General features: G+C 70.2%; 20 protein-coding genes. 13 read left to right on the top strand and 7 right to left on the bottom strand.

Features of this window, described 5'->3' with window-relative positions; translation table 11 throughout:
- Positions 1-10: 10 nt before the first annotated feature.
- Positions 11-1,753, bottom strand: coding sequence for a hypothetical protein (locus tag EER30_RS24130; RefSeq protein ID WP_127502803.1), 1,743 nt, complete (start codon positions 1,751-1,753; stop codon positions 11-13).
- A gap of 107 nt (positions 1,754-1,860) precedes the next feature.
- Here EER30_RS24130 and EER30_RS24135 point away from each other — a divergent pair, with 107 nt between their 5' ends.
- The 4 genes from EER30_RS24135 to catC are packed head-to-tail and all read left to right on the top strand — an operon-like array spanning position 1,861 to position 5,060.
- Complete coding sequence (locus EER30_RS24135; RefSeq protein WP_240670285.1) at positions 1,861-2,742, top strand: LysR substrate-binding domain-containing protein; 882 nt, start codon at positions 1,861-1,863, stop codon at positions 2,740-2,742.
- A gap of 41 nt (positions 2,743-2,783) precedes the next feature.
- Complete coding sequence (locus EER30_RS24140; protein ID WP_240670270.1) at positions 2,784-3,902, top strand: mandelate racemase/muconate lactonizing enzyme family protein; 1,119 nt, start codon at positions 2,784-2,786, stop codon at positions 3,900-3,902.
- 14 nt (positions 3,903-3,916) lie between these two features.
- Entirely contained in the window at positions 3,917-4,747 is an 831-nt protein-coding gene (catA, locus tag EER30_RS24145; protein ID WP_127502805.1) for a catechol 1,2-dioxygenase, read from the top strand.
- 4 nt (positions 4,748-4,751) lie between these two features.
- Complete coding sequence (catC, locus tag EER30_RS24150) at positions 4,752-5,060, top strand: muconolactone Delta-isomerase (RefSeq protein WP_127502806.1); 309 nt, start codon at positions 4,752-4,754, stop codon at positions 5,058-5,060.
- Here the strand turns inward: catC and EER30_RS24155 are convergent.
- Both EER30_RS24155 and EER30_RS24160 read right to left on the bottom strand, forming a co-directional pair.
- On the bottom strand, positions 5,023-6,045 hold the full coding sequence (locus EER30_RS24155) for an aldo/keto reductase (protein ID WP_127502807.1): 1,023 nt from the start codon (positions 6,043-6,045) through the stop codon (positions 5,023-5,025). The genes catC and EER30_RS24155 overlap by 38 nt on opposite strands.
- A gap of 15 nt (positions 6,046-6,060) precedes the next feature.
- A complete protein-coding gene (locus EER30_RS24160) occupies positions 6,061-6,435 on the bottom strand; it encodes a DUF2255 family protein (protein ID WP_127502808.1) in 375 nt (124 codons plus the stop codon).
- 310 nt (positions 6,436-6,745) lie between these two features.
- Here EER30_RS24160 and EER30_RS47275 point away from each other — a divergent pair, with 310 nt between their 5' ends.
- Together EER30_RS47275 and EER30_RS24175 are read left to right on the top strand one after the other, a co-directional pair.
- A complete protein-coding gene (locus EER30_RS47275) occupies positions 6,746-7,774 on the top strand; it encodes an RDD family protein (protein ID WP_164842463.1) in 1,029 nt (342 codons plus the stop codon).
- A 135-nt stretch (positions 7,775-7,909) separates the two neighbouring features.
- Positions 7,910-8,869 carry a DUF808 domain-containing protein gene (locus tag EER30_RS24175; RefSeq protein WP_127502810.1) on the top strand — a complete coding sequence of 320 codons (960 nt, stop codon included), beginning with the start codon at positions 7,910-7,912 and terminating at the stop codon, positions 8,867-8,869.
- Between the two features lie 254 nt (positions 8,870-9,123).
- Here the strand turns inward: EER30_RS24175 and EER30_RS47280 are convergent, their stop codons facing one another.
- Positions 9,124-9,276, bottom strand: coding sequence for a hypothetical protein (locus EER30_RS47280; protein ID WP_164842464.1), 153 nt, complete (start codon positions 9,274-9,276; stop codon positions 9,124-9,126).
- A gap of 114 nt (positions 9,277-9,390) precedes the next feature.
- Positions 9,391-9,984, bottom strand: a complete 594-nt coding sequence (locus EER30_RS24180; RefSeq protein WP_127502811.1) for a DedA family protein — start codon at positions 9,982-9,984, stop codon at positions 9,391-9,393.
- A 198-nt stretch (positions 9,985-10,182) separates the two neighbouring features.
- Between EER30_RS24180 and crcB (EER30_RS24185) the strand changes: the two genes are divergently transcribed.
- The 4 genes from crcB (EER30_RS24185) (at position 10,183) to EER30_RS24200 (ending at position 12,364) form a co-directional block, all read left to right on the top strand.
- On the top strand, positions 10,183-10,656 hold the full coding sequence (crcB, locus tag EER30_RS24185; RefSeq protein WP_127502812.1) for a fluoride efflux transporter CrcB: 474 nt from the start codon (positions 10,183-10,185) through the stop codon (positions 10,654-10,656).
- Positions 10,653-11,027 carry a fluoride efflux transporter CrcB gene (gene crcB, locus EER30_RS24190; RefSeq protein WP_127502813.1) on the top strand — a complete coding sequence of 125 codons (375 nt, stop codon included), beginning with the start codon at positions 10,653-10,655 and terminating at the stop codon, positions 11,025-11,027. The genes crcB (EER30_RS24185) and crcB (EER30_RS24190) overlap by 4 nt, the downstream gene beginning before the upstream one ends.
- A gap of 159 nt (positions 11,028-11,186) precedes the next feature.
- Positions 11,187-11,684, top strand: coding sequence for a hypothetical protein (locus tag EER30_RS24195; protein ID WP_127502814.1), 498 nt, complete (start codon positions 11,187-11,189; stop codon positions 11,682-11,684).
- Between the two features lie 2 nt (positions 11,685-11,686).
- The gene (locus EER30_RS24200) at positions 11,687-12,364 is read left to right on the top strand and encodes a class F sortase (protein ID WP_127502815.1); all 678 of its coding nucleotides are present in this window, start codon (positions 11,687-11,689) and stop codon (positions 12,362-12,364) included.
- On the opposite strand, the gene EER30_RS24205 is transcribed toward EER30_RS24200, so the two are convergent.
- Both EER30_RS24205 and EER30_RS24210 read right to left on the bottom strand, forming a co-directional pair.
- Positions 12,321-14,213 carry a WD40 repeat domain-containing protein gene (locus EER30_RS24205; protein WP_127502816.1) on the bottom strand — a complete coding sequence of 631 codons (1,893 nt, stop codon included), beginning with the start codon at positions 14,211-14,213 and terminating at the stop codon, positions 12,321-12,323. The genes EER30_RS24200 and EER30_RS24205 overlap by 44 nt on opposite strands.
- Before the next feature lie 42 nt (positions 14,214-14,255).
- Entirely contained in the window at positions 14,256-15,203 is a 948-nt protein-coding gene (locus EER30_RS24210; protein ID WP_127502817.1) for an SDR family NAD(P)-dependent oxidoreductase, read from the bottom strand.
- Positions 15,204-15,355: 152 nt separating this feature from the next.
- On the opposite strand from EER30_RS24210, the gene EER30_RS24215 reads away from it, so the two are divergent.
- The 3 genes from EER30_RS24215 (at position 15,356) to EER30_RS24225 (ending at position 19,476) form a co-directional block, all read left to right on the top strand.
- A complete protein-coding gene (locus EER30_RS24215; protein WP_127502818.1) occupies positions 15,356-16,174 on the top strand; it encodes an NAD(P)H-binding protein in 819 nt (272 codons plus the stop codon).
- Between the two features lie 9 nt (positions 16,175-16,183).
- The gene (locus EER30_RS24220; RefSeq protein WP_127502820.1) at positions 16,184-16,978 is read left to right on the top strand and encodes a helix-turn-helix domain-containing protein; all 795 of its coding nucleotides are present in this window, start codon (positions 16,184-16,186) and stop codon (positions 16,976-16,978) included.
- A 131-nt stretch (positions 16,979-17,109) separates the two neighbouring features.
- Positions 17,110-19,476: a carbohydrate-binding protein gene (locus EER30_RS24225; protein WP_127502821.1), complete on the top strand. Its 2,367-nt coding sequence runs from the start codon at positions 17,110-17,112 to the stop codon at positions 19,474-19,476.
- The last annotated feature ends 10 nt before the right edge of the window (positions 19,477-19,486 follow it).

The following is a 19,486-nucleotide window of genomic DNA, read 5'->3' on the forward strand; positions in this document are numbered from 1 at the left end:
TCAGTACCCCTTAACGGCGCAGCGCCTCGCGTAGGTTGACCAGCAGCACCACCAGCGACGCGGCGAAGAGGGTGAACGTCACGACATAGCGACCGTCGAGCCACAAGATCGCCAGCAGCACCACGGCGGCCACGGCGAGCAGCAGGCGCAGCAGCACAGCCAAGAGCTTTCCGCGTACGAGTCCCTCGGCGCACAGGAGCACCAGGAGCCACACGGCCGCCACGTCGGAGGCCGCCGCCGCGCCCGGTGAGACCACCGCGCCGACCGCCCACAGGATCGCCGGGGTGCTGAGCACGGCCCACCACGACATGAGCCGCCCCCGCAGCCCGGTCGCCGGTTCCATCGGCAGCCGCCGGTGCAGCAGATGCGCGTGCGGGTGCTGCGCCTCGGTCGCGACGGTGATCGGGCGGGCCTGCTCGTCGGCCAGCCGGGTGCGTTCCATGCGCAGCGTGAGCAGCTCGCGCTCCTGATCGTGCAGCGCCCGCACCTCGGGGGAGGCGACCGGCAACCCCGCCGCGGCCAGCCCGAGACCGCGGCGCAGCGTGCTGATCCGCTCGTCGAGGATCGACAGGCGCTCGTCGTTCTCGCGGCGGCGGGTCTCGACCAGGGCGCGTTCGGCGGCCGGGTTCGGGGCGACCTTGGCCAGCCCCGCCCAGCCGACCGGGTCGGCCCACGACTGCCGCACGCTGCCGTCGCGTTCGTAGCGGGGACCCGCCGGGCCGCGCTCGCCGCCCAGACGATCCCGGGTGTCGCGTCCCCACAGGCCGCGAAAATCCCGTACCCAGGGGGTCTCGTCACTGATGACCACGGGATGCCAGCTCTCGGGCTGACCGGCCCCGACCGCACGGCCGTCACCACGGGCGTAGTCGACGTAGGGGATGCCGACAACCTGCTGGCCCTCCCCCGCCCAGGGCGCCAGCAGCCGGGCCGACCAGCGCAGGGCCGAGATCAACCCCCGCAACCGAGGCGGCCGTACGGTGATCAGGTAGTCCCCGGGCAGGTAGGCGCCCGAATGCGAGCCCGCCCCCACGAACACGACGGGGTGCCGTTCGCCGGTCACCGTGAGATCGGGGTCGTCCCAGCGCCGTCGCAGGTCGTCGCCGGTCTCGTCGTGCGCCGAGAAGACGACCCAGCGGGGCGCGGGCAGCTCGGCCGTTCCGGTGCCGTCGAGGTACACGGTGACCTGTTCCCAGTCGGCCTCGTGCTCGTTGACCCCGCCGAACGCCGACCGCCAGTTGTTGAAGCTGTAGAAGTACCAGTACTGGCAGACGATCCACGGGTCGTCGCGCAGCACCCGGCCGTAGTAGGTGGGCTCGCCGGGCTTGAGGTAGTCGCGCTGCAGCAGGAAGGAGTGGGCCGCGCTGCCGCCGGGCACGCTGCCCCGGAACAACAGCGAGGCCCGGTTGGCCGTGTCGACCAGCCGCGCGGTGAGCCCCACCGAGGCCAGCCGGCTCGACCGTCGCAGGTGGGGCGGGCGCTGCCGGATCGGGATGTGCGCCGCCCCGAGCGGTCCCTCGGCGCCGCCGATGCCGCTCAGCGACAGCTGGATGCCCTGCTCGGCGCCGGCCAGCTTGTCGAGCTCGAGCGTGCCCGGCTCCCCCTGCTCGAACGGGCTGGAGCCGGCCTCGCTGCGCCACAGACTGGCCCGGCTCACGTAGCGCTGCGCGGAGACCGGGAAGAAGTACTCCCCCTCGGTGAAGCGGGCCACCGGCTCGTACGCGCGCAGCAGCGCCAGATCGTCGTCGATCCCCAACCCCGGTCCAGTCCCTTCCGGCCGTGCCTTCCTCGAAGCCTCACGCTACCGACCTGCCCGATCGCTTGCGCGGGATGGTCCGCCGGTGATGATGTCGGTGCGTGGAGATGCGGCACCTGCGGTACTTCGTCGTGCTGGCGGAGGAGTGTCACTTCGGGCGGGCCGCCGCGCGGCTGCACATGGCCCAGTCGCCGCTGTCGCACCAGATCCGCCAGCTCGAGGAGGAGCTCGGCGTCGCGCTGTTCGAGCGCACCACCCGCCGGGTCGCCCTGACCGTGGCCGGTGAGCGTTACCTCGAGCGGGTGCGCGAGGTGCTGCGCGCCGTCGAGGTCGCCGGGGACGAGGTGCGGCGGCTCGCGGCGGGCGAGACCGGGCGCGTCACCATCGGGTTCACGGGCTCGGCCACGTACGAGATGTTGCCTGTGCTCTCCCGCGATCTGCGCGAGAGCTTCCCCGGGATCGAGCTCGACCTGCGCGGTGAGCTGTTGACCCCCGACCAGGTGAGCGGGCTGCTCAGCGGCGAGCTCGACGTCGGGTTCCTGCGGCCGCCGGTACGCGCGGCCGGCCTCGACGTGCACGTGCTGCGCGAGGAGCCGCTGATCGTGGCGCTGCCCGCCGGTCACCGGCTCGCGAACCGGCGCCGGGTGCGGCTGGACGACCTCGCCGGGGAACGCTTCATCTGCTATCCCTCGCTTGGGCGTTCGGTCGTGCACGACATCAGCGCCGAGGCCTGCCGCCGGGCCGGTTTCACGCCCGACGTCGCCGAGGAGGTCGCCGAGACGTCGACGATCATCTCGTTCGTGGCGGCCGGGCTCGGGGTAGCGCTCGTGCCCGAGTCGGTGGCGCACCTGCGCGTGTCGGGTGCTCGCTACCGCCGCCTGCACGGCGATCCGGCCCACGTCGAGCTGGCGGTGGCGATCCGGGCATCGGGCGCGACCCCGCTGGCCGCCCGCGTTCAAAGGCGCGCGATTGAGATCTCCGGTGGCTGAATCGTGCTCTATCAGGTCTTTCCCTAGCCGACGAGCGGCGCGTGACACTGGCGTACGTGAAAATCAGCGCGGTGGAGGCGGTTCCGTACGCGATCCCGTACGTCAAGCCGTTGCGCTTCGCCAGCGGCGAGGTGCACCGGGCCGATCATGTCCTGGTGCGCGTGATCACCGACGAGGGTCTGGTTGGCACCGCCGACGCGCCGCCACGGCCCTTCACGTACGGGGAGACCCAGGCTTCGATCAAGGCGGTCATCGACACCGTCTTCACGCCGCAGATCGTCGGCCACGACCCGATCGACCGCGAGTCGGTGGCCGTGAAGCTGCACCGCACGGTCGGCAACCACACCGCCAAGGCCGCGATCGACATGGCCCTGTGGGACATCCTCGGTCAACGCGCCGGGCTGCCGGTCAGCGACCTGCTCGGCGGCTGGACCGACCGGCTGCGCGTCGCCCACATGCTCGGCTTCGCCGACCCGGACGCGATGGTCGCCGAGGCCGAACGGATGGTCCTCGCGCACGGCATCACGACGTTCAAGGTGAAGGTCGGGCGGCACCCGATCGGGCTCGACATCGACGTCTGCCGGGCCCTGCGGCAACGCTTCGGCGACATGATCACGCTCTACGTGGACGGTAACCGGGGCTGGACCGCGGCCGAGTCGGCCCGCGCGCTCGACGAGATGGCCGACCTCGGGCTCGAGTTCGCCGAGGAACTGTGCCCGGCCGACGATGTCGCCGGCCGCCGCTGGCTGGCCCGGCAGGCGCGGGTGCCGCTGTTCGCCGACGAGAGCGCGACCCGGCCGGCCGAGATCACCCGCGAGGTGCTCGACGGCGGCGTGACCGGCATCAGCATCAAAACCGCCCGCAGCGGGTTCACCGGCTCCCTGCGCATCCTCGGGCTCTGCGAGGGCCTCGGTGTCGACGTGGTGATCGGCAACCAGATCGACGGCCAGCTCGGCACTTCGTGCAGCCTCGCGTTCGGGGCCGCGTTCGAGCGCACCGCGCGGCGGCCCGCGGAGCTGTCCAACTTCCTCGACATGACCGACGACCTGCTCGAACAGCCGCTGCGCATCACCAACGGCGAGCTGCGCGTCAGCGAGGCACCCGGCCTCGGCGTCGCGATCGACCAGGACAAACTCGCGCACTACCGCACCGACGGCTGACGAAGGGTACCGACATGACCAACGCGACCGCGGCCGCCACCGGCGCATCGGCGACCGAGCGTTTCCAGGCCGACAAGACACACACGAGTGACACCCCGCCCGAGCGGGTCGGTCAGCTCGCTCGCGAGGTGCTCGAGGCGGTGCACGACACGATCCGCAAGAACCAGGTCTCGTACGCCGAATATGACGCTCTGAAAGCCTGGCTGATCCGGGTCGGGGCGGACGGCGAGTGGCCGCTGTTCCTCGACGTGTTCGTCGAGCACGTGGTCGAGGAGGTCGCCAACGCCGGCCGTTCGGGGAGCAAAGGCACGATCGAGGGGCCGTTCTACGTGCCCGGCGCGCCGCTGTCCGAGGTCGAGGCCACGCTGCCGATGCGCCCCGACGAGAAGGGCACGCCGATGACGTTCCACGGCGTGGTGCGGGCGGTCGACGGCACAACCCTGGACGGCGCGGAGGTCGACATCTGGCACTGCGACGACGACGGCTTCTACGCCCGCTTCGCCCCCGGCATCCCCGAGTGGAACCTGCGCGGCCGCGTCACCACCGGAGACAAAGGCCAATTCCTGATCCGTACGATCCAGCCGGCGCCCTACCAGATCCCCACCGACGGGGCGACGGGCGCGCTGATCAGGGCGGCGAACTGGCACGCCTGGCGCCCGGCGCACCTGCACCTCAAGGTCACCGCGCCGGGCCACCTGCCGATCACGACGCAGCTCTACTTCCCGGGCGACCCGCACAACAACGACGACATCGCCTCGGCGGTCAAGCCCGAGCTGATGCTCGACCCGCGCTCGTCGGGCGACGGTGTCGACGTCGAGTACGACTTCGTCCTCGACCCGGCGTAGCCCGATGCTCTACGCCGTACGGATGGAGGTCGATCTGCCGTCGAACCTCGACTTCGACGAGCGGGCCGACCTGATCGCCCGCGAGAAGGCGATGTGCCAGCAGCTGCAGCGCACGGGTGAGTGGGTCAGCATCTGGCGCGTCGTCGGTCGCTACGCCAACCTGTCGATCTTCGACGTGGCCTCGCACGAACGTCTCCACGACATCCTCTGGAACCTGCCGCTGTTCCAGTACATGCACGTCGAGGTCACCGCGCTGACCCAGCACCCGTCCGCCCTCAACGCCGGCGCGCCCTCGACAGCAGAGATGGACTGACCCAGCCGTTCTCGGCCGGATTGAGGGTGACGCCGGGCGGGACGATCTCGTCGACCCGGTCGAGCACGTCGCCGGAGAGCACGACGTCGGCCGCGGCGAGCTGCGACTCCAGGTGATCCATCGTGCGCGGGCCGATGATCGGCGCGGTGATCGCCGGGTGGCGCAGCACGAACGCGATCGCGAGCTGGATCAGCGACAGCCCGGCCTCGTCGGCGAGCTTGGCCAGCTGTTCGACGGCGTCGAGTTTGCGCTGGTTCTCGGGCAGGCTCAGGTCGAAACGGTTGGCGAGACGCTGCCGGGCGGGCGACGCCGGGCCGTCCTGCGCGTCCCGGCTGTAGCGGCCCGAGAGCCAGCCGCCGGCGAGCGGGCTGTACGGGATCACGCCCATCCCGAACCGCTGCGCGACCGGCAGCACCTCGTTCTCGACGTTGCGGACCAGGATCGAGTACGGCGGCTGCTCGCTCACGAAACGCTCACGCCCCCGCCGCTCGGCCACCCACTGCGCCTCGACGATCGTCGACGGCGGAAACGTGGAATGCCCGATGTAGCGCACCTTGCCGGCCCGCACCAGATCGGTGAGCGCCCCGAGGGTCTCGTCGAGATCGACCGCCGGGTCCCAGCGGTGGATCTGATAGAGATCGATCCAGTCGGTGCCGAGGCGCCGCAGCGAGTCCTCCACCTCCCGTACGATCCACCGGCGCGAATTACCGCGGTGGTTCGGGTCGTCGCCCATCGGCATGTGCGCCTTGGTGGCCAGTACGACGTCGTCGCGGCGCCCGGCCAGGGCCTTGCCGACGATCTCCTCGGACTCGCCGGCCGAATAGACGTCGGCGGTGTCGACGAAGTTGATCCCGGCGTCGAGCGCCCGGTGGATGATCCTGATGCTCTCGTCGTGGTTTTTCGTGCCCCACGCCCCGAACATCATCGTGCCCAGGCACAGCTTGCTGACCTGCACACCCGTGCGGCCCAGCGGTCGTGTCTCCATTTCGGCAAACCTCCCTCAGGACTTCGGCAGCAGTCGGAGCGTCAACGGCCCCACCTCGGGGCCGGTGACAGTGCCGACGATCGCGGGGCCGTACCGGTCGTACTTGTCGTGGTAGGCCCGGTCGACCACGGCGGGGTCGGCCGGCGAGTCGGCGAAAGTGACCTCGCGCTCGACGCCGCCGACCCGGACGCTGCCGATGCCGGCGGCCCGGGCGCGGCGGTACCAGCCGTTGTTCGCGCCGTACGCACTGCGGACACAGAGGTCGTCGCCCACTCGGACGACCCAGATAGTGACGTACGGCCTCAGGGTGCCGTCGCCGCGGCGCGACGAGATGTCCAGTTCGTCGGCGCCACCGATCGCGGTCAGATCCTGCTCGCTCCAAGTACTCACCCCGCCGAGTCAACACCCGATCGCCGCCATCTGCCCGGTAACGACAGGGCCTCCCTGAGCGCGGCGGGCCGACGTTCATCCACCTCGACCCGGCGGCCCGCTCGTTCTACCAGGATTGTGATCGAATCGTCGAAGACGTCGTCGCGCTTCTGCGCGGGGAGGCCGGGCGGGTCAATATCGACCGTCCAGCCGGAACCGATCGGCCGCGCGCCTGATTGCTGTTTCCGGGCTTCTCCGCCAACCTGGGGAATTGCCGTCCGGCACCCTATTGTGATCACCATTCGATGATCAGCGGAGACCGAGAAGATCAATGAGCGAATCGCCAATTCCTAACGATCCGGGTCGATCGGATCCGCAACGCGAGAATCCCCCGCCTTCGTATCCCTCTTTTGAGCAATCCTCATATGGGCAGCCGTCGTCCGAGCAGCCGCCTTATGGGCAGCAGGCGCCGGCCGACCAGCAGTCGCACGGGCAGCCGGCGACGTCTGAGCAGCAGCCGTACGCGCAACCGCCGTCGTCTGAGCAGCAGCCGTATGGGCAGCAGCCGTCTGAGCAGCCGCCGTATGGGCAGCAGCCGTATGGGCAGCCTTCTTATGGCCAGCCGCCGTCGTACGGGTCGCCGTCGCCGGGGCAGCCTTACGGGCAGTCGCAGGGGCAGCAGCCTTACGGGCAGTCGCCGTCCGGGCCGCAGACGTACGGGCAGCCGTCCTATGAGCAGCCGTCGTACGGGCAGACCGCTTACGGGCAGCAGCCGTATGGGCAGCCGGCCTACGGGGTCCCCTCGTCGCCGCCGCAGGCCTATGAACCGACCTCGTATCAGCCACCCGCGTACGGGCAGCTCGAACCGACGGTGCAATGGCCGGGACAGGAATCGCCGGCGGCCGTCGTGCCGCCGACATACGAGCAGGCCGTGCAGCCCTATCAGCAGCCGGCCGCGCCGGCCTATCACGGGCAGCACACCGGCATGGCCTATCCGGCGCCGATCAGCGGGCAACTCGTGTCGGCGGGCGGACGATTCGGCGCGGTACTGCTCGACAGTCTGCTCATGGTGGTGACACTGTGGATCGGCTGGCTCGTCTGGTCGATGTTCACCTGGGTCGACGGCCAATCCCCGGCCAAGAAATTGCTCGGCCACGTCGTCGCCGACCCGCAAACCGGACAGCCGTTCGACTGGGGCAAGATGGCATTACGCGAACTGTGCGTGAAAGGACTGCTGGGCACGGTGCTGAATCTGGTCAGCTTCGGCATCTACTCGTGGGTCGACGCCCTCATGGTCTTCGGCGATCGGCAACGCACCCTGCACGACCGGATAGCGGGCTCGATCGTGCGGCACCGGTAGCCGCTCGATCCCCCGGCGCGGCACGGCGTACAGCAAACCGGCAGGGACACGATCGGGCGGGCAACATGCCCCGGGGACGAACCTGGGCGACAATGAGCGCGCACGAACGTTTCTCAACTCTGGAAGGACCCTCCGTTGGCCGGTGGACTCGTAGCCCTGTTGGATGACGTGGCGGTGCTGGCCCGCACCGCCGCCGCCTCCATCGACGACGTCGGGGTGGCCGCGGCCAAAGCCGGCGCCAAGGCGGCGGGCGTGGTCATCGACGACGCCGCGGTCACCCCGCAATACGTACGCGACCTGGCCGCCGAACGCGAAGTGCCGATCATCAAACGCATCGCGATCGGGTCGCTGCGCAACAAGTTCCTGATCATCCTGCCCGCGGTGCTGCTGCTCAGCCAGTTCGTGCCGTGGCTGCTCACGCCGATCCTGATGATCGGTGGCGCGTACCTGTGCTACGAGGGCGCCGAGAAGGTGTGGGCGAAGATCGCGCACCACGATCACGGCGACGAGGACGGGGCGAAAGACGAGAAGACGCTGATCGCGGGGGCGGTCCGCACCGACCTGATCCTGTCGGCCGAGATCATGGTGATCACGCTGAACGAGGTGATCGACGAGCCGTTCTGGTCGCGGCTGGCGATCCTGGCGGTGGTAGCACTGGTGATGACGGTGGCGGTGTACGGAGTCGTGGCGCTGATCGTCAAGATGGACGATGCTGGGCTGCGGCTGGCCCAACTGTCGGGGCCGATCTCGTCGTTCGGGCGAGGGCTGGTCAAGGCCATGCCGATCGTGCTGACGACGCTGACCGTGGTGGGCACGGCGGCGATGCTGTGGGTCGGCGGGCACATCCTGCTGGTCGGCACGGACGAACTGGGGTGGCACGCCCTCTACTCGGCGGTGCATCACATGGAGGAAGCGGTCCACGACGCCACGGGGGCCCTTGGCGGGCTGCTCGGGTGGATCGTCAATACCGTCTTCAGTGCGATCCTCGGGCTTATCGTGGGCGCGATCGTCGTGGTGGTCATGACCTTCACGCTTCACCGGCGCAAGAAGGCGCCCGCTGCGGTCGAGGAGTCGGCTGAGGCTGAGGCTCACTGATCTGAGCGTGGAGCTCTCAGGCTGGGACGGCTCTCATCGCATCTCGGCCTGAGTGATCCCCTGACGGGGCGTAGATCGGCTTCCGCGCTGTCGTCACCGTGGTCGGCACGTCACCTGGGCGGGCCCGAGTGGTGGGTCAAGCCGGCGCACCCTGCCGGTTCAGGATGAACGCTCCGCGCCCTTGAGGGGGTGGGCCCGCGACCTCGAGGGTCTTGGCCAGGCGATCGCGGGTCGGTGACGGTGGGGACTTGGGGTCAGTAGCGGCGGCGGTTTTGCAGGCGGGTGAACAGGCCTCGAAGGCGGCGCTGGTTCTCGGGCTTGGCCATCTGGCGGCGGCCCTGGTCCACCAGGCGGCGGCCCTGCGGGCCCTGCAGGAAGGTGCGGACACGTTGGGCGAGAGTCGCCATCTTGGAGCCTCCTATTGGTCGCGTGTCCTCTTGTTACCCGCTCAGCCCGCGACGGAACCGGATTAGCGCCGTACGAAACGTTGAAAGGCCTGGCGCCGAGGGAGCTCGGCGGGTTCAGGCCTGGGTGGTCCGGGCGCGGTGGCGGCGTCTCCAGACGTAGGCGATCAGCGCCAGTGCGGCTACCACGGCAACGGCTATCAGGTAGCGGGTGGAGGTCTTTGCTATTTCCTCGATGTGGTTGCCGGCCAGGTAGCCGCCGGTTGACCAGAGGGACACCCAGAGGGCGGCGCCCAAGGTGTTCCAGGCCAGGAATTTGTGGAAGGGCATGCCGGTGATACCCGCCACGAGGCCGTTGAATTGGCGTAGGCCCTCGACGAAACGGGCTACCACGACGATTTTCGGGCCCTGACGGGACATGAACGCTTCGACCCTGTCGAATCGTTCGGGAGTCAGCCGAACGTACTTGCCGAAGCGTTCTATCAGGGGACGGCCGCCGCGCCGGCCGATCCAATAGCCGAGGCTGTCGCCGACTACGGCTGCTACGAAAGCGGCGACGGCGACACCGAAGATGTTCAGGTCGCCCCGGCCGGCCAGGGCGGCGCCGGCGACAATCGCCGCCTCACCGGGGGCGGGGATGCCGAAGCTCTCGACGAAGGTGACGCCGGCCACGCCGAAGTAGCCGAAGCGGTCGACGAGGTCCAGCAGCATCGCCCTACGGTAGGTCGGCGACGCGGGCCGGGGCACGCTTTCGCGAGGGTCGTCACGGAGGTGAACCCACAGTCTGCCCCTACGTTTGGTGGTCCCCTCGCCCGGTCCGGTTCAAGGGCGGGTACGGTCGGGATGGCGGTGGGGGTCCGCTGTTACGGAAAGCGCGGTTCGTCCGCCGGACCGAGTTGGGGGAAGCGAATGGCGGAATCCACCCGTATGCCGATGGACTCGGATGTCGACCTCGACATCCCGGAACACCGGCGGGAACTGTCGCGGCAGCCGGCGGCGCTCATCGTGGCCGTCGCAATCGGCGGCGCGCTCGGGGCGCTGGCACGCTATGGGCTCGAGGAAGCTTGGACCAGTCCGCCGGGGCAATTCCCGTGGGCCGTCTTCGTCATAAACGTCTCGGGCTGCTTCCTCATGGGCATTCTGATGGTGTTCATCACCGAGATCCGGCAGGTGAAGCCGTTGGTGCGTCCCTTCCTCGGCGTGGGCGTGCTGGGCGGCTACACCACTTTCTCGACTTATTCCGGCGACGTGCATCAGCTCGTCGCCGACGGCCATGCCCGTACCGCCCTGGTCTACCTGGCTGCGACGGCTCTTACCGCGCTGGCCGCTGTCTACGCCGGGATCGTCGTGACCCGGCTGGCGGGACGGCAGGCGCGGTCGTGACGATTCTGCTCGTAATGATCGGGGGCGCGGTAGGCGCGCCGCTGCGCTATCTGACCGACCGATTCGTGCAAAACCGGCAACACTCGAAGTTCCCGTGGGGCACGTTCACGGCGAACATGGCGGGGTCGTTCATCCTCGGCTTCCTCATTCAGGGAGCCGTGCTGGGTCACGTGTCGGGCAACGTCAGTTCTCTGCTCGGCACCGGGCTGTGCGGGGCGCTGACGACCTATTCGACCTTCGGGTACGAGACGGTGCGGCTGTTCCAGGACAAGTTCCACGCTTACGCCGTACTCAATGTCGTGGGAAGCATCGCCGCGGGCCTGGGTGCCGCGTTCTGCGGGATCACCATCGCCGACGCCATTTGGATGTGAGAAGGGCTCGGGTGCTGAGGTCCGGCCACTGCTCCGTTTGTCCGATCTAGGACTGGTGCGGGCACGAGAAGTTCATCAGCGTTCATCATGCTTGTGGTTCCGATGTTCATACGCTGCTGAATGCCGATCGACCCCCGACGTCCGAGATCGGAGCACGTGATGTCCGACTACGGTGCCACTGATCCGCCGGCCGCACCCCCGCCGCCGTCCTATCCGCCGCCGAAACCGCCAGGGTCGCGCCGCCGGTGGTGGCTGCTCGGGCTGCTCCTGCTCCTGCTGCTGCTCCTGCTCGGCTACTGCGTCGCGGTCGCGGGCGGCGATGACGACGACACGACGACGCCTCCGCCCACCACGCCGACCGCGACCTATCCGACAGCCTCGCCGACAGCCTCGCCGCCGGTCGAGCCGCCGCCGCCCGTCGACTCGGAGAGTCCTTCGCCGCCGGTGGTCGTCGATCCGCCGCCTCCGGTCGACTCGGACGACGCGTCGCCGCCGGAATCACCACCGACGACCAAGCTGCCGAGCGGGCACCCGGAGCTGGGCGGCGGCAGCACCGCGGGTCCCGACCCGCTGAAGACGGGCGCCGGAGTGGTGCTGCTGTTGATCGCCGGTCTTCTGGCGGCCCGGGTGACCGCGCGACGCCGGCGGACCCGATAGCGGTGCCGGGCCGGACCGTCGCCGAGGCGGCGCTGGCCGGGATCCTGGCCGTCAGCGGGACGGCGCTGACCGTGTCGGGGGTGTGGGCGCCCTCACCGGTGTCGGCGCCGCCGGCGGCCGCAGTGCCGTACGCCGCCGCGCCGTCGGCCGATGTCCCGCCGGCCGCCGCGCCGCCGGCCGCCGCTCCCCCGCTCCCCGTTGGCCTGGACATCCCGGTGATCAAGGTGCGCACGTCGCTGTTGCGGCTCGGGCTGCGCGACGACGGAACGGTCGACCTGCCGCCGCTGGACTCGGCGGCGCCCGCCGGCTGGTACCGCCACGGGGCGCCGCCCGGGTCCGCCGGGGCCGCGGTGATCCTGGGCCACGTCGACTCGGCCAAGGACGGCCCGGCGGTCTTCTACCGTCTTCGCGAGCTGAAGCCCGGGGCGACGGTGCGCGTGCGCCGGGCCGACGGCAGCACGGCGGTCTTCACGGTCACTCGCAAGTCCTGGTATCGCAAGACCGCGTTCCCGGCCCTCGAGGTCTACGGCCCCACCGACCATGCCTCGCTGCGCCTGGTCACCTGCGGCGGCGGCTTCGACCGCGGCCGCCGCAGCTACCGCGACAACCTCGTCGTCTACGCCGACCTGTCGCACATCATCGAGCCTGGCCCGACCCGTCGGCCCCGGGAAGGAACGTGACGGTCAGGGTGCCGTCCTCGCGGCCGATCGCCAGTGCCGTACGGCCGTCCGGCAGTTCGGTCGTCACCGCGGACTGAGCCTGGGGCACGACCCCGAGCACGCGACCGGTCACGATGTCCCAGCACCGGACCACATCGTGGTGGGCGGCGGCGAAAAGACGCCCGAACGCGACGTCGTCCAGCGTGAGCGGAAGCTCGTCGTCGGCCGTGAGCGGTTCGCCGAGCGACTCGCCGGTTGCGGCGTCCCAGCGCCAGACCGCGCCGCCGTCATCGCAGGCGATCACCAGCAGGCGGCCGTCCGGCAACCGGCGGAAGGTTAGTTCCATGACCGAGCACTCGCCGACGGGCAGCGGTGCGCCGATCTGTTCGCCCGTGACGGCGTCCCATAGTACGACGAACTGGTCCTCTCCTCCCGTGGCGAGAGCGATGGTTCCGTCGTCGAGCGTGGTCACCGCGACGGCGAGCACCTGCGACTTCGAGACCCGCAACTTCGGGCGTACGGTCGCTCCGGTCTCGGCGTCGACGAAATGAACCTCGCCCGCGGCGGTGCCACCGGCGAAGAACGGCCGCCCGTCGCGCTGAACTCCACTCGCGACAGTCCACACGGGCTGTTTGCCCATCCGGTCGGTGATCTCTTTGCCGCGGGTGAGGGCGTCGAATCGTACGAGGCCGTCGTGGGTGCCGGTGGCGAGGACGAGCCGGCCGGACGGCAGCCACGCCCCGGCAAGCCGGTTGCCCGTCGAGCTGAGAGCGTCCGGATCACCAAGCGGCGCACCGGATCCCGCGTCCCAGCATCGCGTGCCGTCCCCGCCCGCGGATACCAGCACGGGCCGGCCATCGACGGCCCGGGGCACCGCGATCAGCTGTTGCACGCCGGCCGGGTGCCCCGGAAGGTCATCGCCGACCGGCCGGCCGGACAGGTCCCATCGGCGCGTCGCGCCCTTCTCGTTCCCGGTCACGCAGAGCGGGCCGAGCTCCGACGGCACCACGGCCACCGCCTTGACGTGGCCCGCACTTCCTGGGAGCTTCTCGGCGACCGGCTCGGGCCGCGTCAGGTCCCACCGCCACACCTGGGTGGACTGGTCGACGAAGAACAGCGCCCGGCCGGTGGAATCAGCCGCGAGACCGCCCCAGGCGATGCCTTCGGACCGGTGCGGCAGAACGTCCAGCAGCTCGCCGGTGGTCACGTCCCACCGGCAGAGAGAACCCTGATATTCCTGCCCGAACACCGCTCCGCCCACCGCGAGCAGCGCTGTCACCGGCCGGTCATGCCCGTCCAAGGGCGGCCCCACCGGGTTGCCGGTGAGGACGTCCCACCGTTGGACGACCCCGGCGTTGTCGCTCGTGGCCACGACGGCGTGACCGTCGTCGCCGGTCCAGGCGGTCATGGCCAGCAGACGTCCGAGGTCCGCGGTCCACGGCCGTCCGACCGGTTCCCCGGTCACGACGTCCCACCGGCCGAGCTTGGAGTACGTCTCGGCAAGCACCAACGGCTCACCCGACTCGGTCGCCAGGGTGACCTGGCCGAGACCGCCGACGGGCAGCCAGGAGCCGGGCGCACGAAGCGGGTCGCCGATCTCGTCCCCGGTCGCCAGGTCGAACCGGCGCACCGCGGTCTGGTCGGCGCAGACCACGATTGTTCTTCCGCGGGCTTCGGTCACCCCGAGAGAGCCGATCATCCCCACGTGAGCCCGGACCGCGAAGCCGCCGGGCGTGCCGGTCACCGCGTCCCAGGATCGAATCATGTCGTCCCCGCCGGCGGTCAGGACCAGCCCCCGTACGCCGGTCACCGCCCACACGGGTGAGCGATGCGCGATCGGCGCGCGCCAGGTCCATTGTGGTGTCTTCATGCGTCCCCCGAGCCTTGGATCGCAGCACAATATCCGCCCCGGTCAGAGCGCGTTGGCGGAGAGCGTCCAAAGGCGTTCGGCGTTGTCGGCGTCGAGCGAGTAGGCGGCTACCGAGGCGACGAGGTCTTCGACGCGTTCCGGGCGGCGGTGGACGAGGGCGGCCTCCTGGTTGTCGTTGAAGTAGCGGCCGCCGATGCCGTCCAGCAGCGGTGAGGTAGCCAGCAGGACGGTGGTGGCGGCGCCCTGTTCGGGGGTCTTGCGCAGTTCGGGCGGGGTGCGCAGGGTGCCGCCGACGTGACGCTGAAGGGCGGTCGCGATCGCGCCGGGGTTGAGGGCGTTGGCCGTGATGCCGTCGGAGGACCAGCGGGCGGTCGCACCGACGGCGAACAGGTTGACCGCGGTCTTCGATTGGCCGTAGGCGAGCGTGGCGTCGTACGGGCGGAAGTTGAAGTTGATGTCGTCGAAGACCACCGGGGAGAACAGGTGGCCGGTCGAGCTGACCGAGACGATGCGGGCGCCGCCGGCTTTCGCGAGGGCACGGTGCAGGCCGGTGGCGAGCGCGAAGTGGCCGAGGTGGTTGGTGGCGAACTGCGTGTCCCAGCCCTCGGCCGCGTCGCCGCCGCCCGACCCGCCGAACGCCAGCGTGGGCTCGGGCAGCGCCATGACGCCGGCATTGTTGATCAGCAGGTGCAACGGGCCCGTCCACGCCTGCACGAAATCGCTGATCGATAGGCGATCGGTCAGTTCCAGCGGGCGTACGGAAACGGGCCTGCCGGTCTCGGCGGTGATCTTCTCGGCGACTCGGGTGCCGGCGGTCGTGTCGCGGACCGCGAGCGTGACCTCGGCGCCGCGCCGGGAGAGGGTGCGAGCGGTTTCGACGCCGATGCCGGACGCGCCGCCGGTGATGACAGCGCGCTTGCCGGTCAGGTCGACGCCCTCGCTGACCTCGTCCGCGGTCGAGTGCGGTCCGAACGGGGTGGTGATGCGCATGTCGAACTCCTGGTGTCTCGAACGATCACCTTCCAGTTTCGGCAGCGGCGGTGACTTTGCGGTGCCGCGGTAATCCTGGGGCTGTCAGGGCTACCTTGGCGTCTTCGGATTGCGGACAGGTTCTGGCCGCATGCCGTCATAGCTTCGTTGACATGACGACGACATTGGTCACTGGAGCAACCGGAAACGTCGGCCGGCACACCGTGGCGGCCCTGGCGCGCCACGGGCACGTCGTGCGGGCGCTGACGCGCAAACTCGGCAAAGCCGATCTGCCGGGTGCCGAGATGGTCGAGGGCGATCTCGCGAACCCGGCCTCGCTCGCGGCGGCGCTCGACGGCGTGGAGGCAGTGCAGCTCATCACCTTCGCCGGGGAGGAGCCGCTGAGCGAGCCGACAAGCGCGGCCATCGTCGCGCGACTGCGAACAGCGGGCGTACGGCGGGTCACCGTGCTCAGCGGAGGTGGCGTGAGCCCACTGCAGACCGCCGTGCGGGGCAGCGACCTGGAATGGACCGTGCTGGCGCCGGTCGAGTTCATGTCGGGCGCGCTGGACTGGGTCGACTCGATCCGCGACGAGGGTGTGGTGCGGGTGGGCTTCGTCGAGCGGCGCAGCGCGATGGTGCACGACGCGGACATCGGCGCGGTCGGGGCCGCGGTGCTGGCCTGCGGCGGCTACGGCGGGCGGGAACTGGCGATCACCGGGCCCGAGGTGCTGACGCCGCCCGACATGGTGCGGATCGTCGGCGAGGCCATCGGCCGGGACGTGCGGCTCGTCCCGCTCACCGAGGAGCAGGCCCGCGACCAGTGGCGCGCCGAGGGCTTCCCGGACGAGGTCATCGAGTTCTTCGTGTGGGCCCACGGCAACACGCCGGAGATCGGCTACACGGTGGCGCCGACCGTCGAGGCGGTCACCGGCCGCCCGGCCAGGACGTTCGCCGAGTGGGCGCGGGAGAACGCCGACCGGTTCCGTTAGCTTGAGGTAGTGGTCGTCAGGAACGCTCTCGGGGAGTATCTGCGCTCGCGGCGGGAGCTGATCCGGCCCGAGGAGGTCGGGCTGCCCGCCGGACGGCGACGGAAGGTGGCCGGGCTCCGGCGCGAGGAACTGGCGCTGCTGGCCGGGATCAGCGCCGACTACTACCTGCGGCTCGAGCAGGGGCGCGACCGGCATCCGTCCGGCCAGGTGCTGGACGCGCTGGCTCGAGCGCTGCGGCTGGACGACGACGGGGTGGCTCACCTGCACAAACTGGCCGCGGCCCGGCCGTCGCGACCGGCGGGCCGGGCCCGGCGTGCCCCGGCCGGGATGGCGCGGCTGATCGATCAGCTGCCGATGCCGGCGTTTCTGCAGGACAGGTACGGCGAGGTGCTCGCGGCGAACGCGCCGGCGCGGGCACTGTCGCCGCACTACCACCCGGAGGTCAACCTGATCCGCGCCGTGTTTCTCGAGCCGGAGGACCGTTCGCTGCGGCCCGACTGGGACCGGGCCACCCGCGAGGCGGTCTCGGGGTTGCGGGCGATGTCGGCCGACGACCTCGAGGACCCGGTACTCGCGGGGCTCGTCGAGGAGCTGTCGGCAGGTAGCTCGCGCTTCCGTGAGCTGTGGGCGCGGTACGACGTGCGACAGAGGGTCGGCGGGATCAGCCTCTTCGAGCATCCACGGGTGGGCCCTCTTCGGCTGCGGCACGAGAAGCTGCTGGTCGCGGGCGGCGACGGGCTGACGCTCGTGCTCTACCACGCCGACCCGGACAGCGACTCAGCCGCGGCGCTCGCAAACCTGTAGACCGGCCGCTAGACCGGCCGCTTGTGCGGCTTCGCCCGAAGCCCGCCCATCGAGGACGACCGTTGACCGCTGGGACACCGATCATTACGGTGGCAATCGATAATCCATAATCGATAGCCGATTGGATACGCATGCGCATCCGCCTCCGTCAGTTGTCGGCCCTCGCCGTCCCCCTCCTCCTGCTGCCGGCCGTCGCCTCACCCGCCGGCGCGGCCGCGCGAAGCACCACGTACAACGTCTCCCCGACCGGCTCCGACAGCGCCACGGGCACCGCCACCGCGCCCTTCCGCACCATCCAGAAGTGCGCCGACGTGATGGTCGCCGGTGACACCTGCCGGATCGCGGCCGGCGTCTATCGCGAGCGGGTCGCCCCCCGCCGCGACGGCACGGCCCACGCCCGCATCACCTACGCCGCCGCCCCGGGCGCGCAGGTCGTCATCGACGGCACCGACCCGGTCACCGGCTGGCAGCGTGTCAGCGACGCGGACCTGGACGAACTGGCTGCCGGCGACCAGTTCATGACCGGCTCGCCCTTCGCCCAGGGCGTGCGCGACGGTCGCATCTACCGCGCCGACATCACCATCGATTCCACGCTGCCGGGAAACCAGGTCTTCGTGGACGGTGCACTCACCCCGCAGGCGCAATGGCCGCACCCGGGCGAGAACCCGATGCGCCCGCTGATGGCGTCGGCCCGCTCGGGGTCGTACACCAGCATCGAAGACCCGGCCCTCGACCAGCCCGCCGGTTATTGGACCGGGGCGCGGCTGCTGGCCCGCAACTGGTTCGTCAGCGAGACCGGCACGGTCACCTCGTCGCAGCCGGGGCAGGTCACGGCCGCGAGCCTGCCGAACTGCATCAGCCTCAACCCCAATCAGAAGACCAGCTACGCGTTGAGCGGCAAGTTGCGCCTGCTCGGGCACGCCGGACAGTGGTTCTACGACGCCGGGGCGAAGCGCCTCTACCTGTGGACGCGCGACGGCGACGACCCCAGCGGCCACACCGTCGAGGCCAAGCAGCGCGAGGCCGGACTCGATCTGATCGGGCGCTCCTATGTGACGGCCACCGGGCTGGGCCTGCGGGCGACCACCCTGCGTACGGCCGCGGGCTCCTCGAACAACGTGGTCGAGCGCACCATCGCGCGCTACGTGTCGGCGTACGACGATCTCGCCCGCGACCCGAACATGGTGCGCGACCCCGACGCGTGCGGCCTGCTCACCGCGGGTGAGACGACCTCGGGGCTGCAGCTCGGCGGCACCGGCAACGTGCTGCGGGACAGCGCAATCGATTGGAGCGCGGGCAACGGCGTGGTGCTTTCCGGAACCGGCAACACGGTGACCGGAACGACGATCACGAACGCCGACTACATGGGCAGCTATGCGGCCGGTATCAACCTGATCGGGTCGGGGCACCGGGTCACCCGCAACACGGTCACCACCACGGGACGCAGCGGCATCAACATCGACGACAAGGTGGCCGGGGCGACCGCGGGCGGACACGAGATCGCCCACAACGACGTGTCCAGCTACAACCACCTGGTCAACGACGGTGGCGCGATCTACGTCTGCTGCAACATCGACCTGGCCGGCACGACGCTGCACCACAACCTGCTGCACGACCCGGCCCCGCTGGCCGCGCAGGCGCCCGCGCCCGGCATCTACCTCGACAACAACGCCTTCAACGCCACCGCGTACGCCAATGTCGCGTGGAACGGCACCAGCTACGGCGTCGTGTTGCTCAACGGGGACAAGCCCGCGCCCGGCAACCGCCTGTGGAACAACACGTCGGGCACCGATCGAAAATCGATCAGCCTGAACGGACCGAGCTACCCGGACACCGAGATCGTCAACAACATCGGCGACGTCGACGTGAAGGCCGGCGTGACGGCGAGCAACAACATCCCGTACGCGGTGGATCCGCTGTTCACCGAGCCGCGGACGCAGGACTGGACGCTGCGCGCCGAGTCTCCGGCTCGCAACGCGGCGGTCGTGCGCAAGCCGGCCACCGACGGGTTCCGCGACGCGAAGCCGAGCGCCGGGGCCTATCAATACGGCGTTCCGAAGTGGCAGGGCGGCGCCGGGATCGCGGCCACGGTCGTGCAGGCCGAGCGGTATGCGGCGGGCAGCGGGGTGTCGACGCACGCCGCCGGGACGGGCCAGGTCATGGGCAGTTTCGACGGTGGGGACTGGGCTCGTTACGACGGGGTCGACTTCGGCTCGGGGCGTACGGTGTTCACCGGGAGCATCGGCGCCGACCGGCAGTACGCTGGGCGGGCGTTCGAGATCCGGCTCGACGCGTTGACCGGCCCGGTGATCGGGCGGATGACGGTGATGCCCAGCGACGGCTTCGACGACTATCTCGTCCGGTCCCTGCCGATCACGCCGACCTCGGGTGTGCACAGCGTGTTCCTGGTCGCGATCGGGTCGTCGCCGGGGGTGGGCAATTTCGACCACTTCTCGTTCACCGCGCCCCAGGCGGGCTCCGCTATCGTTAAGCGATAAACGATAGGGA

The organism is Actinoplanes solisilvae (assembly GCF_003999975.1).
In the GTDB taxonomy this organism is placed as follows: Bacteria; Actinomycetota; Actinomycetes; order Mycobacteriales; family Micromonosporaceae; genus Actinoplanes; species Actinoplanes solisilvae.

What these genes read in the sequence shown, in the direction of transcription:
- EER30_RS24135 (WP_240670285.1), top strand. Translation starts at nt 1,861, where the DNA reads ATGCGGCACCTGCGGTACTTCGTCGTGCTGGCGGAGGAGTGTCACTTC.
- catA (WP_127502805.1), top strand. Translation starts at nt 3,917, where the DNA reads ATGACCAACGCGACCGCGGCCGCCACCGGCGCATCGGCGACCGAGCGT.
- catC (WP_127502806.1), top strand. Translation starts at nt 4,752, where the DNA reads ATGCTCTACGCCGTACGGATGGAGGTCGATCTGCCGTCGAACCTCGAC.
- EER30_RS24155 (WP_127502807.1), bottom strand. Translation starts at nt 6,045, where the DNA reads ATGGAGACACGACCGCTGGGCCGCACGGGTGTGCAGGTCAGCAAGCTG.
- EER30_RS47275 (WP_164842463.1), top strand. Translation starts at nt 6,746, where the DNA reads ATGAGCGAATCGCCAATTCCTAACGATCCGGGTCGATCGGATCCGCAA.
- EER30_RS47280 (WP_164842464.1), bottom strand. Translation starts at nt 9,276, where the DNA reads ATGGCGACTCTCGCCCAACGTGTCCGCACCTTCCTGCAGGGCCCGCAG.
- EER30_RS24180 (WP_127502811.1), bottom strand. Translation starts at nt 9,984, where the DNA reads ATGCTGCTGGACCTCGTCGACCGCTTCGGCTACTTCGGCGTGGCCGGC.
- crcB (WP_127502812.1), top strand. Translation starts at nt 10,183, where the DNA reads ATGGCGGAATCCACCCGTATGCCGATGGACTCGGATGTCGACCTCGAC.
- EER30_RS24195 (WP_127502814.1), top strand. Translation starts at nt 11,187, where the DNA reads ATGTCCGACTACGGTGCCACTGATCCGCCGGCCGCACCCCCGCCGCCG.
- EER30_RS24205 (WP_127502816.1), bottom strand. Translation starts at nt 14,213, where the DNA reads ATGAAGACACCACAATGGACCTGGCGCGCGCCGATCGCGCATCGCTCA.
- EER30_RS24210 (WP_127502817.1), bottom strand. Translation starts at nt 15,203, where the DNA reads ATGCGCATCACCACCCCGTTCGGACCGCACTCGACCGCGGACGAGGTC.
- EER30_RS24215 (WP_127502818.1), top strand. Translation starts at nt 15,356, where the DNA reads ATGACGACGACATTGGTCACTGGAGCAACCGGAAACGTCGGCCGGCAC.
- EER30_RS24225 (WP_127502821.1), top strand. Translation starts at nt 17,110, where the DNA reads ATGCGCATCCGCCTCCGTCAGTTGTCGGCCCTCGCCGTCCCCCTCCTC.